The organism is Halorubrum sp. 2020YC2, from assembly GCF_018623055.1.
GTDB lineage: Archaea > Halobacteriota > Halobacteria > Halobacteriales > Haloferacaceae > Halorubrum.
In genome coordinates this window covers 1,207,371-1,223,127 of the sequence record NZ_CP076019.1, presented here as the reverse complement: position 1 = coordinate 1,223,127, position 15,757 = coordinate 1,207,371, and the positions used below count along the sequence as shown (strand labels likewise).

General features: G+C 70.8%; 14 protein-coding genes. 9 read left to right on the top strand and 5 right to left on the bottom strand.

The window, feature by feature from the left end; translation table 11 throughout:
• Nucleotides 1-277: 277 nt before the first annotated feature.
• Nucleotides 278-1,138 carry a hypothetical protein gene (locus KI388_RS05990; protein ID WP_215088444.1) on the top strand — a complete coding sequence of 287 codons (861 nt, stop codon included), beginning with the start codon at nucleotides 278-280 and terminating at the stop codon, nucleotides 1,136-1,138.
• A 643-nt stretch (nucleotides 1,139-1,781) separates the two neighbouring features.
• Here the strand turns inward: KI388_RS05990 and KI388_RS05985 are convergent.
• A complete protein-coding gene (locus KI388_RS05985; RefSeq protein WP_215088443.1) occupies nucleotides 1,782-2,525 on the bottom strand; it encodes a ThuA domain-containing protein in 744 nt (247 codons plus the stop codon).
• Between the two features lie 94 nt (nucleotides 2,526-2,619).
• Here KI388_RS05985 and KI388_RS05980 point away from each other — a divergent pair, with 94 nt between their 5' ends.
• Entirely contained in the window at nucleotides 2,620-2,835 is a 216-nt protein-coding gene (locus tag KI388_RS05980) for a hypothetical protein (RefSeq protein ID WP_215088442.1), read from the top strand.
• Between the two features lie 27 nt (nucleotides 2,836-2,862).
• Here KI388_RS05980 and KI388_RS05975 read toward each other — a convergent pair whose 3' ends face one another.
• Nucleotides 2,863-3,249, bottom strand: coding sequence for a thioredoxin (locus KI388_RS05975; protein WP_215088441.1), 387 nt, complete (start codon nucleotides 3,247-3,249; stop codon nucleotides 2,863-2,865).
• Between the two features lie 701 nt (nucleotides 3,250-3,950).
• Here KI388_RS05975 and KI388_RS05970 point away from each other — a divergent pair.
• The 5 genes from KI388_RS05970 (at nucleotide 3,951) to KI388_RS05950 (ending at nucleotide 8,172) form a co-directional block, all read left to right on the top strand.
• Entirely contained in the window at nucleotides 3,951-4,868 is a 918-nt protein-coding gene (locus KI388_RS05970; RefSeq protein ID WP_215088440.1) for a cysteine synthase family protein, read from the top strand.
• A 71-nt stretch (nucleotides 4,869-4,939) separates the two neighbouring features.
• Entirely contained in the window at nucleotides 4,940-5,341 is a 402-nt protein-coding gene (locus tag KI388_RS05965) for a hypothetical protein (protein ID WP_215088439.1), read from the top strand.
• The gene (locus KI388_RS05960) at nucleotides 5,341-5,949 is read left to right on the top strand and encodes an MOSC domain-containing protein (RefSeq protein WP_215088438.1); all 609 of its coding nucleotides are present in this window, start codon (nucleotides 5,341-5,343) and stop codon (nucleotides 5,947-5,949) included. The genes KI388_RS05965 and KI388_RS05960 overlap by 1 nt, the downstream gene beginning before the upstream one ends.
• Before the next feature lie 151 nt (nucleotides 5,950-6,100).
• Nucleotides 6,101-7,318 carry an MFS transporter gene (locus KI388_RS05955; protein ID WP_215088437.1) on the top strand — a complete coding sequence of 406 codons (1,218 nt, stop codon included), beginning with the start codon at nucleotides 6,101-6,103 and terminating at the stop codon, nucleotides 7,316-7,318.
• Between the two features lie 68 nt (nucleotides 7,319-7,386).
• Nucleotides 7,387-8,172 (top strand): PHP domain-containing protein, encoded by a 786-nt coding sequence (locus KI388_RS05950; protein ID WP_215088436.1) that lies wholly within the window; start codon nucleotides 7,387-7,389, stop codon nucleotides 8,170-8,172.
• An 887-nt stretch (nucleotides 8,173-9,059) separates the two neighbouring features.
• On the opposite strand, the gene KI388_RS05945 is transcribed toward KI388_RS05950, so the two are convergent.
• Complete coding sequence (locus tag KI388_RS05945; RefSeq protein ID WP_215088435.1) at nucleotides 9,060-10,298, bottom strand: mandelate racemase/muconate lactonizing enzyme family protein; 1,239 nt, start codon at nucleotides 10,296-10,298, stop codon at nucleotides 9,060-9,062.
• 96 nt (nucleotides 10,299-10,394) lie between these two features.
• On the opposite strand from KI388_RS05945, the gene KI388_RS05940 reads away from it, so the two are divergent.
• On the top strand, nucleotides 10,395-10,880 hold the full coding sequence (locus tag KI388_RS05940; protein ID WP_215088434.1) for a TRAM domain-containing protein: 486 nt from the start codon (nucleotides 10,395-10,397) through the stop codon (nucleotides 10,878-10,880).
• A 42-nt stretch (nucleotides 10,881-10,922) separates the two neighbouring features.
• On the opposite strand, the gene KI388_RS05935 is transcribed toward KI388_RS05940, so the two are convergent.
• Both KI388_RS05935 and KI388_RS05930 read right to left on the bottom strand, forming a co-directional pair.
• Nucleotides 10,923-12,023, bottom strand: coding sequence for a geranylgeranyl reductase family protein (locus KI388_RS05935; protein ID WP_215088433.1), 1,101 nt, complete (start codon nucleotides 12,021-12,023; stop codon nucleotides 10,923-10,925).
• Nucleotides 12,024-12,063: 40 nt separating this feature from the next.
• Nucleotides 12,064-14,310, bottom strand: coding sequence for a thioredoxin domain-containing protein (locus KI388_RS05930; protein ID WP_215088432.1), 2,247 nt, complete (start codon nucleotides 14,308-14,310; stop codon nucleotides 12,064-12,066).
• A gap of 153 nt (nucleotides 14,311-14,463) precedes the next feature.
• Here KI388_RS05930 and purD point away from each other — a divergent pair, with 153 nt between their 5' ends.
• Nucleotides 14,464-15,747, top strand: coding sequence for a phosphoribosylamine--glycine ligase (gene purD / locus KI388_RS05925; protein WP_215088431.1), 1,284 nt, complete (start codon nucleotides 14,464-14,466; stop codon nucleotides 15,745-15,747).
• The last annotated feature ends 10 nt before the right edge of the window (nucleotides 15,748-15,757 follow it).

Sequence of the window (15,757 nt, the reverse complement as noted above, 5' to 3'; positions counted from 1 at the left end):
CTCCGGTAGATTTTAGCGCCCGCCGCTCGACGGTCGTGACATGAGCAAGAAAGCAAAGCTCGTCCTCGTGCTGTCGCTCGTCGCGCTCGCGTACTTCCTCTTCGCCGGCGACAAGGAACCGGTCGAAATCGAGTAACCGCCCGCCGCCGCGCTCGCGCCGGGAGTCGTACCGCCTTCCGGCCCGCATCGCTCTCCGACTCGTATTGCCCGTCGGTCGCGTCCGCGGTCGACTCCGCGATACCGTCCGTTTTTACCGACCTGTCCCGTAGCCGACTCCATGTACGGGGTCGTCACGCGCAACGCCGACGAGGTCGAAATGGAACCGTTCGACCTCGGCTTCTACGAGGTCAAAGACGTCACGGGGCGGGCGGCGGAGCCGCTGCCGAGCGCCGTGAACATGGTGTCGTGTTTCGGTGACAACGCGGCCGCGAGCGAGAACGACGACCTCGTTCCGGTCGACGAGCGGGGCGAGCCGGCGACCCGCGACCGCGACTACTTCGACTGGGCGTACATCTGCCCGACGCACCCGGAGTACCGCGAGGGCCTCTTCGAGATAATCGCGGACTGCGCGGCCGAGAACGGGGACGTGCGCCTCGACGACGTGGGGTTCCCCCGGGAGGGGTTCTGTCACTGCGACCGCTGTGAACGCCGGTTCGCCGCGAGCGACCGTGACGACTTCGCGGACTGGCGCGCGGACGTGATCACCGAGTTCGTGGCCGAGGCGGCCGACCTGATCCCGGGTCGGCTCCTGCTCACGTTATACCCCGACCCCTATCCCGACCACCTGTACGAGCGCGCCGGACTCGACATCGACCGCCTCGCGGAGCACGTCGACGAGTTCGTCGTCCCGCTGTACGACACGGAGTACGCGACGACCTACTGGTTGGAGACCATCGCCCGCGGGTTCCGCTCGCGGCTCGGCGGCGACTACGACGTCCACGGCGCGCCGCCGGAGACGCCGTTCTCGCTGGAGCTGTACGCGGTCGACGTCGACGTCGACGACCTGATCCACGCGACCGAGGTGGCGGAGACGTACGCGAAGGACGTGTTCTTCGGTTACGACGCGAACAACGCGGCCGCCGCGGTCCGCCGGAAGGCCGCCGACTCGCGCGACGGCGAGGTCCACCGACCGGACTGACGGGCCCGTCGGCCGTTCGCTCGCGGTCCCGTGAACGAGGGTTTATATATGCCCGCGGTCGACGCCTACTCGACCGGCCGCCGGCGTGCGACATAACCGGTCGTCTCGCGTTCGCGTGAGGCGGCCGCCTTTCAACGTCCGCGCCGTAGCGGCGGTCACTCTACACCGTTGAGCCGTCGGCTCGTCGATTTCTCCGATTCTGTTGGGGTCAGCAAGTAGACCGCGATACGACATTTAAAAAGGAGAGTGGCGGAGGCAGTTGCTTATAAATACGGGCGGTGGCGCGTGCCGGCGAACGCCCGAAGGGCGTGAGCCGCACGCGCGAGGGAGCGGTGAGCGAGGGGCGACCGAAGGGAGCCCGGAGCGAACCGCGAGGCTGGGGAGGTGTGAGGTGCGGTTTCGGTGCTGGGCGGGGCGGGACTCAAAGGGGCAGCCGTGAGGCGGGCGCAGGCGACGTAAGCACCGCAGCGAGTGAGCGGAGCGAACGAGCGAGGAGCGCAACGAGCGTGCGCCCGCCTCACGGCTGGGGCTTTGGAGGTGTTGGCCGCCGATCCACGGTTAACAATTCATAAACGAGCGACTGGGGCTTTGGAAGTGTTCGCGGTCGATCCGACGCCAACTACCCCTACACCCCCGACTCCGATCAGTGAACCGTCCGGTCATCGCTCGTGTCGATGTCCTCGATCGGGTCGGAGTTGCCGAACTCGGGCGCCGGGCCGTCGCTCGGCTCCGCCCAGTCGACCGCGTTCCGGAGGACCTGCCGAACGTCCTCGTCGTAGTAGATCGGATACGTCTCGTGGCCCGGGCGGAAGTAGAACACCTTCCCGCTCCCGCGGCGGTAACAGCAGCCGGAGCGGAACGTCTCGCCGCCCTCAAACCACGAGGTGAAGACGAGGGTGTCGGGCGCCGGCACGTCGAAGCGCTCGCCGTACATCTCGGTCTCGTCGAGTTCGACGGACTCGCCGATTCCGTCCGCAATCGGGTGGCTCGGCTCGATCGTCCACAGCCGCTCGCGCTCGGCGGCCTCGCGCCACTTCAGCGAGCAACTGGTCCCCATCAATCGCTTAAAAATCTTCGAGTAGTGCGCGGAGTGGAGGACGATCAGCCCCGTCCCGTCGAGGACGCACTCGTGGACGCGGTCGACGACCGCGTCGCGCACCTCGTCGTGAGCGGCGTGGCCCCACCAAGTGAGCACGTCGGTGTCCTCTAAGACCGCCTCGGTCAGCCCGTGCTCCGGTCCCTCGTCGAGGGTCGCGGTGCGGACCTCGTGGCCGCCCTCGCGGAGTGCGTCCGCGACGACGGCGTGGATCCCGTCGGGGTAGACCTCCGCGACGGCGTCGCTCTCGCGCTCGTGTCGGTGCTCGTTCCAGACCGTGACGCGTGCCATACGCGGCGTGGACGCCGAACCGACTTGAGCGCTCGGCCTCGATACGCCCGCGCCCACCCGAAGGTACTTGCTTCGCGTGCGACAGGATGCCGGTATGGCTGGTCCCCGACAGTTGTACCGCCGGGTCGACGACTGGGCGCGCGGGCTCTCCCGGCTGCGCTACGCCCTGTTTACCGGCGTGATCGTGACGGTCTCTGTCCTCTCGGTCGGCGTTCTCCTCGACACGTCGACGACGGTCTACGCGGTCACGATGGGCGCCGTGATGGCTATCCTCTACTACGCGGGCGACGTGAACGCGGAGGACGGCTGAGTCCGCGTCGCGGCCCGGAAAACCGAGTCAGGCCGTCGCTTCGACGTCAGCGAGCCGGTCGGTCAGGTACGCCGCGATGGAGACGGCCTCCTCCTCGACGAACCGCGCGAGCTCCTCGCCCTCGGGCGACTCCACGACGACGGTGGGGATCAGTTCAATGTCGTACTCTTCGACCAGTTCGCCTTCCTTCCCGTCCGGACCCTTCGTGACCGGGAACGCCTCGACCCGGTCGTCCGGGACGCCGGCGGCCGCGAGCGCGGCGCCGAACTCGGGCAGCTGGCGCTGGCAGTCGCCGCACCAGTCGCCGCCCCACACCTTGAACACGTAGTCGTCTGCCGCGAGCGCGTCCAGAACCGAATCGTCGAACGCGTCAGCGTCGAGGTCGGCGGCGGGCGCGAGCGTTTCGAGTGTCATAGGGACTCGTAGGTCGCGGAGGCACCTAAACGGCGCGTCGGTGGCAATACGAAGTTCGGGTCGTCTACGGTGGAACTGTTCCCGTAGTCCGGAATTGCGTCGGTCCGACTGTTTTTAACGCATAACCTGTCACGAACTCCGCCGAAGCCCCGGGCGCTCGGCAATACGCGATCGACACCGCTGTCGCCAACCCCCCGAAGCCCCGGGCGCTCGGTAATACGCGATCGACACCGCTGTCGCCAACTCCCCCGAAGCCCCGGGCGCTCGGTAATACGCGATCGACACCGCTGTCGCCAACCCCCCCGAAGCCCCGGGCGCGAGGCGGGCGCACGCTCGGGGCGGTCCTCGCTCGTTCGCTCCGCTCACTCGCTGCGGTCCTACCTTCGCCTGCGCCCGCCTCGCGCCCGCCCCTTCGAGTCCCACCCCGCACCACACAGCACCGCAGCCTCACACCTCCCCAGCCTCGCGGTTCGCTCCGGGCTCCCTTCGGTCGCCCCTCGCTCACCGCTCCCTCGCGCGTGCGGCTCACGCCCTTCGGGCGTTCGCCGGCACGCGCCGCCGCATCACTCTCGGGGATCGGGCGTTATTTATAAATGAACCCGGCTGCGCTGCGGCCGTTTATAAGCCGATTCGACCGTCGCTCCGACATCGATTGCCGGAGTCCGCGGGGCCTTTGCGTCGCGACCGCCTCATGTCGGCTAATGGACGACGACATCCTGTCGACGCTCGGCACGCCGCTGGTGCGGGTCGACGCGCCCGCGGGAACCACGGTGGCGGCGAAAGTCGAGTCCCGCAACCCGGGCGGCTCGGCCAAGGACCGCCCCGCGCTGTACATGGTCGAGGCCGCCGAGGAGGCGGGGGAAATCGAACCCGGCGACCGCATCGTCGAACCGACCTCGGGCAACACCGGCATCGGGCTGGCGATGGTCGGCGCGACGCGCGGCTACGACGTGACCCTCGTCATCCCCGAGGGGAAGTCGATCGAGCGCCGCCGGCTGATGAAGGCGTACGGCGCCACCGTCGAACTCGTCGACGGCGACATCTCCGACGCGAAGGACCGGGCGGACGAACTCGAAGCGGACCCGAACACCGTTCAGCTCCGCCAGTTCGAGAACGCCGCGAACCCCCGCGCCCACTACGAGACGACCGGCCCGGAGATTCTCGATCAGGTGGGCGACCGGACCGTCGACGCCCTGGTCGCCGGGGTCGGCACGGGGGGAACGCTCTCCGGGATCGGCCGCCGCCTGCGCGAGGCGTTCCCGGAGGTCCGGATCGACGCGGTCGAGCCGGCCGACAACGCCGTCCTCTCCGGCGGTCCGACGGGAAACGACGGCTTCCAAGGCATGGGACCGGGGTTCGTCGCGCCGAACCTCGACGTCGACCTGATCGACGAGGTCCACACCGTCGAACTCGCGGCCGCCGAGACCGAATGCCGCCGGCTCGCCCGCGAGGAGGGAATCTTGGTCGGGCAGTCGTCCGGAGCCTCGAACCTCGCCGCGAAGGACGTGGCGGCCGAACTCCGAGAGAGCGGGGAGTTCGCGGGCGAGGAACCCCTCGTCGTCACCGTCTTCTGGGACAGCGGCGAGCGCTACCTGACGGCGGGCACCTTCGACGGGTGACCGACCCCCGACGGGTGAGGCGCCCGTCGGGTGACCCGGGAGTTGATTAGCGTTCGGCGCTCAGTTCGCCCGTGAACTCGCGCGACGAACCACCGACGGAATCGCCCGACGCAGGACGGGTCGAACCCCCGGGCGCCTCGAACCGCCGCTTCGACGGCCCGTGGCTCGCCGCGCTCGCGGCGACCGTCGCCGTCTGGACGCTGCTGTACGCGGTCGACCGCGCCTTCCTGCTCCCCGAGACGCCGCTGGGCGCGACCGTCGGCTTCGCGCACGGCTACCTGCTCGCCCCGCTGGCGACCGCGACGCTGCTGCTCGACGCGCTCTCGCTCGCGGAGCGGCGCGTCGTCGACCTCGGCGCCTTCAAGTGGCTCTACGCGCTCGTCGCGCTCCCCGCCCCGCCGGTCGCCGTCCTCTACTACGCGCACCGCGAGTGGCTGAAGCCGGACGACTCTGACCTCCTCGGAGGGCCGTGATGACGGCCGACGGTGACGACGACGGCGCAGCCCGGTCCCCCGAGGGGTCGGACTCCGGGGTCGGCGCGGTCGACTCGCTCGTTACGGCCCCGGAGGGCGGCGCCCCGCCCGTCCTCCGGGACGCGGTCGAGATCCGCCCCGACGGCGTCGAGGGCGACCGCTACCGCCGCGGTGACGGCCACTTCCAACTCGACGGCTGCGCGGTCACCCTCGTCGCCGCGGAGGCGCTCGACGTCGTCCGCGAGGAGACCGGAATCGACGTGACCGACGGCCGCCACCGACGGAACGTCGTCGTCGACGGGTTCGGCGCCGGGATGGACCCCCTCCTCGACGCGACCGTCGCGGTCGGCGGCGCGGTCCTGCGGCCGACCCGCCGTCGCCCTCCCTGCGCGCACGTCGAGGACCTCGCGGGCGAGGACGGGCTGGCGTCGGCGCTCCGGGAGCGCGGCGGGCTCTGCTGTGACGTGATCGAACCCGGCCGCGTCGCGGTCGACGACGCGGTGCGGGTCCGCGAGGCCGACCCGCGGACCGCCGGCGCGGCCATCGCGGAGCGGCTCGCGAACCGGGAGCGGACCGGGGATGGGGGGCGGGCCGCGGACCGGGAGTAGGTCCCCCGACCCCTCGCCGTGAGAGGACGGTTTATACGGGTCGCGTGCGACGGCGGAGACGAGCCGTGAACCGCGCAGTCGACGACGCGGACTCTCGAACACCGGCGCCGGCGAGTCGAACGTATTCGGCGGCGCGGAGGCGGCGGTCGGCGTGAACTGGCGCTACCGCCACACGGTGTTGACGCTGTGTATGCTCGCCTTCTTCGTGACGTACTTCGCCCGGCTGGCCATCAGTCCGGTCGTCCCGCTCGTCATCGACGACTTCGGGGTCTCGAACACCGCGGTCGGCGTCGCGCTCTCGGGGATGTGGTTCGCCTACGGGCTCTCGCAGTTCCCGAGCGGAATCCTCGCGGACCGGCACGGGGAGCGCCGGGTCATCCTCGTCGCGGTCGGCGGGACGACGGCGATGAGCCTCCTGCTCGCCCTCGTCCCGGTCTTCCCGGCCTTCGTGCTGGCGGCGGTCCTCCTCGGGCTGGCGGCGGGGCTCCACTACGCGGTGGCGACCACGCTGCTCTCGCGGACGTTCGACGACCTCGGCACCGCGGTCGGGATCCACTCGCTGGGCGGCCCGCTGGCGGGGCTGGTCGCCCCGGTCGTGGCGACGTGGGTCGGCGTCCGCTACGGCTGGCGGCCGGGCGTCGCGCTGGCGGCGCTCGTCGGCGTCCCCATCTTCGTCCTGTTCGCGCGGCGGGTCCGCCCCACCGAGCCGCGGCGCCCGGACCAGCCCATGTCCGAGCGGCTCCGGCTCGGGCCGCTGCTCGAACTGATCGGGCGGCGGCAGATCCTCGTCCCGCTCGCGGTCGCGACGCTCGGCACGTACGTCGCGCAGGGCGTCATCTCCTTCCTGCCGACGTTCCTCGTCGAGTTCCGCGGGTACTCCCCCGCGTTCGCCGGCGGCGTCTTCTCCGCGTTCTTCGTCGTCCGCGCGGTCGCACAGGTCGGACTCGGCCGACTCTCCGACCGGCTGGGCCGCGACGCGAGCATCGCCGCCGCCCTCCTCGGCGGCGCGCTCGGGCTCGCCGGGCTGGTCGCGCTCCCCGACCTCGTCCGCGCTCCGGTCGCGGTCGGGCTGCCGGCGCTCCCGGAGACCGCCGCGCTCGGCGTCGCCGTGTTCCTCGCCGCGCTCGGCTCCAGCTTCTTCTCGGCCATCGACCCGCGGTTCATGGACGCGCTCGGCGACGCGGAGCGCGGCGCCGGCTTCGGGCTGATTCGGACCGTCTACACGGTCATCGGATCGGCCGGGTCCGTCGGCGTCGGACTCGTCGCGGACCTGTTCGGCTGGGGCGCGTCGTTCCTCGTCATCGCCGGGCTGGCGGGGGTCGCCTTCCTCGTCACCGCGGCGAACGCGCTCCTCGGCGCGGGTCGCTGACGGACGGCGCGTGCGAACGACTCCCGTGTGACCCGAAGCTTCGAGTCGCCCGGGAGCGAAGCGGAGACGTGTACGACTACCACGCCCACACGAACTACTCGGACGGGGCGTTCCTGCGCTGGATGGTCGACGCGGCGGCCGACGCCGGACTCGACGGGGTCGGGTTCGCGGACCACTGTAACGTCTCGCCGGAGTCGAACGCGCGGCGCCGCAAGCGCGCGTTCGGATTCAATCTGGACCTGACCCACGAGCGGCGTCGCGAGGCGATCGAGGCGGTCCGCGAGGACGCCGCCGTCGACGTGTTCGACGCCGTCGAGATGGACTACGACCCCGCTCACGAGGACGCGATCGCGGCGTTCCTCGACGAGGCGGGCTTCGACTACGCCGTCGGGAGCGTCCACGAACTCGACGGGGCGAACGTCCACACGCGCCCCCATTTCGCCGACAAGCCGGAGTCCGAGCGCCGAGCGCTTGTCGACCGGTACTTCGAGAAGCTGGTCGCCCTCGTTGAGTCGGAGCTGTTCGCGATCGCCGCGCATCCCGACCTGATCGAGCGCAACCCGCACCTCCGCGGGTTCGCGACCGAGGACCACTACGCCGCGGTCGCCGACGCCCTCCGCGACTCGCGGACCGTCCCGGGGATCAACGCCGGACGCCTGCTCGACGACTACGGGGAGTTCCACCCGGCGCCCGCGTTCCTCGACCGCCTCGTCGACGCCGGCGTCGATGTGACCGTCGGGACCGACAGCCACGAGCCGGACGCGATCGCGCCCCGGGTGCGAGAGATCGAGGCCGAACTCGACCGGCGGGGGCTGGAGGCGGTCCGGATCGACCGAGTGGCGAAGAACGCCTGACGCGATCGTTTATGTTCTCTGTTTGAATCCTGGACCAACCGTTAGAACGTGCCTGCTTCCTGATCGAGTGCGGGAGTGAGTATCGCAGATCGATGGCGATGAGCCGGTGTTTAAATAGCCGTGAGTGACGGTGCCGAGCGTTTATAAAAGCAGAGTGCGGTGGCGCGCCTGCGAGCGGCCGCCACCGGCGGCCGCGAGTCAGCCCGCGAGGGAGTCGCTGGCGGCGCCAGCCGCCAGCGACGAGGCTGGGGAGGCGTGAGGTGCGGGGCGGTGCGGGGTGATGCGGGGTGGGGTGGGGTGGGACTCAAAGGGGCAGTCGCGAGGGCGAAGCACGCCGCAGCAAGCAGTGTGGCGCTACGCGCCACGGGCAGCCGGCGGCGAAGCCGCCGGCGACACCGCAGCGAGGGAGCGACAGCGACCGAGCGAGGAGCACAGCAAGGCGCGCGAGCCGTCGCGACTGGGGCTTTGAAGACGTTCACCGCAGCAGCGCCAGCCGCTTATAAACAACCGCCGGCAACACCGCAATTCTACTTATAAATGGCCTCACAACGTACTACACCTACTCCCGCAATCGCTCGTCGCTACGTCTGTACTGACCAATTCGGCTACCGTTTTCTGGCAGAGGTTCGGTGCGAGATACGCGCGCTGCTGGCTCGATCCAGCTTACGTCGAATCCAACAACGCGAATCGGAGATTCGCTTGCCCGACGAAGCTACGCTTCGTCGAACCGCGGAAATCGGAGATTTCCGCGCTTGACTACGCTTACGCCTCGTCGAACACCGATAGACTCGCTGCGCCCGTCTATCGGGCTCGATCCGGCTTACGCCGGATCGAACACGGTGAGACGATCGCTCCGTTCGCGCTGCGACTCACCTGCTTGATCCGGCTTACGCCGGATCGAACAACGTCTCGCCCTCGACCATGTGCTCCTCGACGGTGTCCAGATCGAGCGTGACGCCGAGGCCCGGCTTCTCCGGGACCTCGATGTAGCCGTCCTCGATGACGTCCTCCTCGACGAGGTCCTCCCACCAGCCCAGCTCGTAGGAGTGGTACTCGATCGCGAGCGAGTTCGGGATGGCGGCGCCGACGTGGGTCGCCGCCATCGTCGCGACCGGGGAGGCGACGTTGTGCATCGCGACCGGGACGTAGTACTGGTTCGCCACGTCCGCGATCTTGCGGGTCTCGCGCATGCCGCCGACCTTCGGCAGGTCGGGCGCGACGATGTCGACCGCCTGGTTCTCGATGAGGCGGCGGAGCTCGGTGACGCGGTAGCGGTTCTCACCGACCGCGATGGGCGTGACCGTGTTCTTCGTGACCTCCTCTTGGACTTCGAGGTTCTCCGGCGGGACGGGGTCTTCGAGCCACCACACGTCGTACTCCTCGATGGCGTCCGCGAGGCGCTTGGCGGAGCCGCCGGAGAACGTCCAGTGACAGTCGAAGGAGACGTCGGCCTTGTCCTTCACGCGCTCGGTGACCGTCTCGACTATCTCCGCCTTGTGGCGGATCTCGCCGGGACGGAGGTGGCGGTTGGCGCGGTCCTTCTCGAAGCCCGAAGGGACGTCAAGGTCGAACTTCAGGGCGTCGTAGCCGAGTTCGTCGACGACGCGTTCGGCCTCGTCCGCGCAGGCCTCGGGATCGGCCTCCTCCTCGGTGTGGCAGTCGCAGTAGACGCGCATCTCGTCGCGGTACTTGCCGCCGAGCAGCTGGTAGGCGGGCACGTCGAGGATCTTGCCGGCGAGGTCGTGGAGCGCGACCTCGATGCCGGAGATGGCCGTGACGGTGACGCCCTCGACGGACCCCTCGCCCGACATCTTCTGGATGAGGTGTTCGTAGAGGCGGTCGATGTCGAGCGGGTTCTCGCCGATCACGAACGGCTTCATGCGCTCGATCAGCTCCGGGACGCCGGCGCCCCAGTACGCCTCGCCGGTGCCGACGACGCCCGCGTCGGTGTACACCCGGACGAGTGTCCACGGGAAGTTCCCGTCGACCATCGTCGTCTGCACGTCAGTGATCTCGACGTCGCGGTCGCCGCCGCGCGTCCCGGTGGTCCCCATCGTCTCGGCGGAGAGCTCTCGCATCGTGTACTCCGCGTTCGGGTCGTGAAGCGACTCGTAGTTCCGGCTCATGGTCGGTCATTAACTCGGAACAGGGTAAGCGTTTACCTTCGCACGCCGCCCGCCCGAACAGGTGGCTTTTCATCCCCGTGCGCGCAAGGGACGGCCATGGTCGAAATCACGGATTTCCTCGCGTGTCTGTACACCGGTCGGGTGGAATCGCGTGGCGACGAGTACGTCGTCACGGTTCCCGCCTCGGAGATCGAACACGGTAGCGTGAGCGTCGGAGAGACGTATCGGATCGCCGTTCTGGACCGCGCCGGACCGAGCGACGACGCGTCCGCAACGAGCGGCGACGGCGAGGCGGCGTCCGTGCCCGACGCCGACGGCGGTTCCGGCCAAGCCCCGTCGGACGACGGGAACCGGCCCACCTCGCGCGGCGCGGCCGGCGCCGTCCAGCCGGACCCGCCCGTCTCGGAGGGAGAGGTCCGCGACGTGACGATCGAGACGCTGGGCGACAAGGGCGACGGGATCGCGAAGATCGAGCGCGGCTACGTCGTCATCGTCCCCGACGCAGAGCCCGGCGAGGAGCCGACCGTCGAGATCACGAGCGTCCGCGAGAACGTCTCGTTCGCGAACGTCGTCGAGGAGTAGCGGTCGGTCGCGGCCGGCGCGCCTCTCGGTCGCCGCGCTTTTTTATTCCGGCGGGTCACTCCGCGAGAACAGCGCGCGGAGGTTCGACGCCGAGAAGAACGACGACGGCTCGTCCATGTGGACGCCGATCTCCCCGGACAGCGCCCGCAGCCCGACCCGCTGGACCGGTTCGGGCAGGGAGTAACACCGCCGGATCGCCTTCCCGAGCCGGATCTCCGTGGCGAGTTCGTCGCGCCACCCGGACTCGTAGTCCGCGAGCGTCGAGGGATCGCGCGGGTCGATCGCCGCGGCGGCGACGTCGGCCGCGCGCATCCCGTAGAGGATGCCGCCGCCGGTGAACGGCTTCGTCTGCGCGGCGGCGTCCCCGATCAGGAAGCCGCGGTCGCTCGTCGTCTCCGCCGGCGGTCCCACGGGGATCGCCCCCGAGCAGCGCCGGTCCGTCGTCGCGCCGTACGCGTCGGTGAGCCGGTCGAACCGCCCCGAGACATCCTCGCTCGGCGGCGCCGCCAGCCCGTACTCGACGCCGGCGTCGCCGCGGGGGATCCGCCACGCGAAGAACGTCGGCGCGGTGAGGTGGACGTCGACGCGGTCGCCGGCGTCGCGCTCGTCGTCGAACCCGAGAACGCCGTGGAGCAGTTCGTCCGGCTCCGGCAGGTCGAGCGCGCGGCGCACCCGCGAGGTCGGCCCGTCGCAGCCGGCGACCATCCGCGCCTCGACCCGCTCCACGTCGTCCGCGGGCGTCCGGACCTCGACGACGACCCGGTCGGACCGCTCCTCGACGCCGACGACCGTGTGGTTCTCTCGCACGTCGGCGCCGGCCTCGCGCGCGCGGTCCGCGAGGGTCCGGTCGAGTCCGACGCGGTCGATCACGTTCGACACCGGCTCTCGCTTGTAGAAGGGATACGCCCGGGAGCCCGGTCCGCCGACGTGGAAGCGGGCGCCGTACACCCGGTTCTCGAGGAGCTCGTCGCGGGCGCCCTCGGGGACGTACTCCCATACGTCCTCGGAGACGTGCCCGGAGCAGGCGAGCGGCTCGCCCACCGTCCCCTTCTCGAAGGCGACCACGTCGCGCCCCGCCTCGGCCGCGCGCCGGGCGAACCGGGAGCCGGGCGGTCCCGCGCCCACGACGACGAAATCGTGCATGGAGGGAGCGTGGTGACGGGGATATATAATTACGACGCGGCTACTCGGCCGACTCTCGCGTCCCCAGCCACTCCAGCGCCGCGTCGAGGTCGGTCCGCGGCGGCGAGCACGTGAACCCCTGACAGACGTAGGCGGTCGCCTCGCCGTCGGTCGCGTCGCGGTCCGCCCAGATCGGCGGGGCCCCGGCCGCGCCGAGGCGGTCGAGCCACTCGTCGAGTCCCGCGTCCGTCGCGGGGCGCGGCGCGACGAGGGCGCCCGACAGGTATCGCTCCCCGAGCGTCTCGCGCCACTCGCCCGGCACCTCGTCGGCGGCGATCGTCACTTCGATCCCGCCGGTCTCGACGAGGTCCGCCGCCCGGACGAGCGAGGCGTGTTCCAGCGGCCCGCCGCGGATCCGGTCGGCGTGGGTGGTCACGACGCGCTCGGCGATCTCGCGGAACGCCCCGTCGGTCCGGAACCCGTCGAGGAGCGCGAGCGTCTCGGCCGCGACGCCGAGGCTCGACGGCGTCGACCGGTCGGTGAACTCCTGCGGCCGCGCGATGAGGGGGCCGGCGTCGTCGCCGCCCGACTCGTCCCCGTCGTCGTCCGGGTCCCGCGTGAAGTAGATCGTCCCGTCGTCGGCGTCGTAGAACTCGTCGACGAGGTCCTCGGCTAACTCCAGCGCGAACCCGAGCGGCTCCGGGTCGCCGGTCGCGGCGTAGACGTCGAGCGCGCCGCGCGCGAGGAACGCGTAGTCGTCGAGGTACCCCGGTCCCCGCACGTCGCCGTCGAGCCAGCGCCGGGCGAGCGCGCCGGTCTCGCTCTCGGCGTCGTAGAGCCGGTCGCGACAGAAGGAGAGCGCCTCGCGCGCGATGTCGGCGTACGGTTCTCCGAGGGGGTCGCCGGCCCTCGCGAACGCGGAGATCGCTCGCCCGTTCCACGCGGCCAGCACCTTCTCGTCGCGGGCGGGGCGCGGCCGCGACTCGCGGGCGTCGAACAGCGCCGTGCGCGCGTCGGTCAGCGCCTCGCGGACCTCCTCGGGCGAGCGGTCGCGGTCGGCGGCCACCCCCTCGACCGACGCGGCTATCGTCGGGACGGTCGTGCCGCGCTCGAAGTTACCGCCGGGCCGGATCCCGTACCGCTCCTTCGCGAGCGACGCCGCCGGCTCGTCGAGGACGGCGTCCACCTCCTCCGGGGTCCAGACGTAGAAGGCGCCCTCGACGTCCTCGGTCGCGCCTCCGTCCGCCGCCCCGTCGGACTCGCCGTCGTCCCGCCGGCTCGCGGGCGGTCGGCTCCGCGCGTCGAGGGTGCTGAAGAAGCCCCCCTCGTCGTGGCGGAGCTCGCGGTCGAGGAACGCGAGCGACTCGCTCGCGACGCGGGCGTAGAACGGGTCGCCCGTGAGCCGGTAGCCGTCGAGGTAGGCCATCGGTAGCTCGGCGTTGTCGTACAGCATCTTCTCGAAGTGGGGGACGGTCCACTCCCGGTCGACGGCGTAGCGGTGGAACCCCCCGCCGACCTGATCGTACATCCCGCCGCGGGCCATCCCGTCGAGGGTGCCCGTCGCGGCCGACAGGAGCGCGTCGCGGCCGGTCCGCGCGTACGCCCGCATGAGCAGGTCGATCCGGCCGGGCATCGGGAACTTCGCGCCGCCGCTCCCGAAGCCGCCGTACTCGTCGTCGTAGCCGCGCAGCGCGGCCGCGGCGGCCGCGTCGAGCAGGTCGTCGCCGGGCGGCGAGGCGCCGCCCTCCCCGTCCGGGCCCGGCGCCTCCGGCGTCGGCACCGACTCCAGCTCGTCGCGCGCGCTCTCGGCCCACTGGTCGGCGCGCCGCTTCATCTCCTCGCGCTGCTCGGGGTCGCTCCACGAGCCGGCGATCCGCTCGCAGAGGTCGCGGAAGCCGGGCTGGTTCCGGCGCGGCTCGGGCGGGAAGTAGGTCCCGACGTAGAAGGGCTTCCCCTCGGGCGTACACCACGCGGAGAGGGGCCATCCGCCGCCGCCGGTGACGAGCTGGCAGACGGTCATGAACGTGCTGTCGACGTCCGGGCGCTCCTCCCGGTCGACCTTGACCGGGACGAACGACTCGTTCATCGCCTCCGCGACCGACTCGTCCTCGAAGCTCTCCTCGGCCATGACGTGACACCAGTGACAGGAGGAGTAGCCGATAGAGACGAACACGGGCACGTCGTGCTCGCGGGCGCGCTCGAACGCCTCGTCGCCCCACGGCTGCCAGTTGACGGGGTTGTCGGCGTGCTGTCGGAGGTAGGGACTCGCCTCCCCGTCGAGGCGGTTCCGCTCGGTCGGCTGTGACATACCCCCGGTTCGGCCCGACGGGGCAAAAGGCGTCCGGGCCGCGACGAGCGCCCGCCGCTCCCGCCGCCCTCGACGCTGTTTTATACATGATCGCGTGTATATCCGGTCGAACAGAGAGTAAGGTTTACACTACCGTGCGGACACCCGTCGGGCATGACGGAGACCGTACTCTTAGTGGGGGGCGGCGGCCGCGAACACGCGATCGCCCGCGCGGTGGCGGACGACTGCGCGCTGTACGCCTGCGCGAGCGTTCGGAACCCGGGGATCCGACGGCTCGCGGACGGGTTCGAGGCGATAGCGGAGACCGACACCGACGCGGTCGCGGCGTACGCGACCGAGGTCGGCGCTGACCTCGCGGTCATCGGGCCGGAGTCGGCGCTGGAGGCCGGAGTCGCGGACGCGCTCGACGACGCCGGCGTCTACGCGTTCGGCCCGCGGGCCGACGAGGCGCGCTTGGAGACGGACAAGGCGTACCAGCGCGAGTTCATGGAGGAGCACGCGGTCCCGGGCTGTCCCGACTACGCGGTGTTCGACGACGTCGAGGCCGCCTGCGAGTACATCGACGAGTACGAGGGCGACCTCGCGGTCAAGCCCGCCGGCCTCACCGGCGGCAAGGGCGTGAAGGTGATAGGCGATCAGGTGACCGCGGCGGAGGCCAAGGAATACCTCCGCGACTCCGACTACGACCGCGTCGTCCTCGAAGAGCGGCTCGTGGGCGAGGAGTTCACGATCCAGGCGTTCGTCGCGAACGGCGACGTGCGGACGACGCCCGCGGTTCAGGACCACAAGCGCGCCTACGAGGGCGACGAGGGGCCGAACACCGGCGGGATGGGGTCGTACTCCGACACGGGACTCTCGCTGCCGTTCATGGCCGGGGGCGACTACGACGCCGCCGTCGACGTGTTGGACGCGGTCGTCGACGCGCTCCCCGACTACAAGGGGGTCCTCTACGGGCAGTTCATGCTCACCGACGAGGGGCCGAAGGTGGTGGAGTTCAACGCGCGCTTCGGGGACCCCGAGGCGATGAACACGCTGCCCGTCCTCGACACGCCGTTCGTCGACGTGCTCGCCGCCGCGCGCGACGGCGAGTCGCTCCCGGAACTCTCCTTCTCGGGCGAGGCGACCGTCTGTAAGTACGCGGTGCCCGACGGCTACCCGACAGACCCGGACGCGGGCGCCGAGATCGCGGTCGACGAGGAGAGCGCGGGCGACGCGCTCCTCTACTACGCGAGCGTCGACGAGCGCGACGGCCGGCTGTACACCACAACGTCGCGGGCGTTCGCCGTCGTCGGCCGCGGCGACTCCATCGCGGCCGCCGAGGCGCAGGCCGAGGACGCGCTGACGGCCGCCGGCGATCGCGTCCGCATCCGTCACGACATCGGCACGGCCGACCTCGTCCGGCGGCGGATCGACCACATGGACGACCTCCGGAGCTAACCCCGTCTCA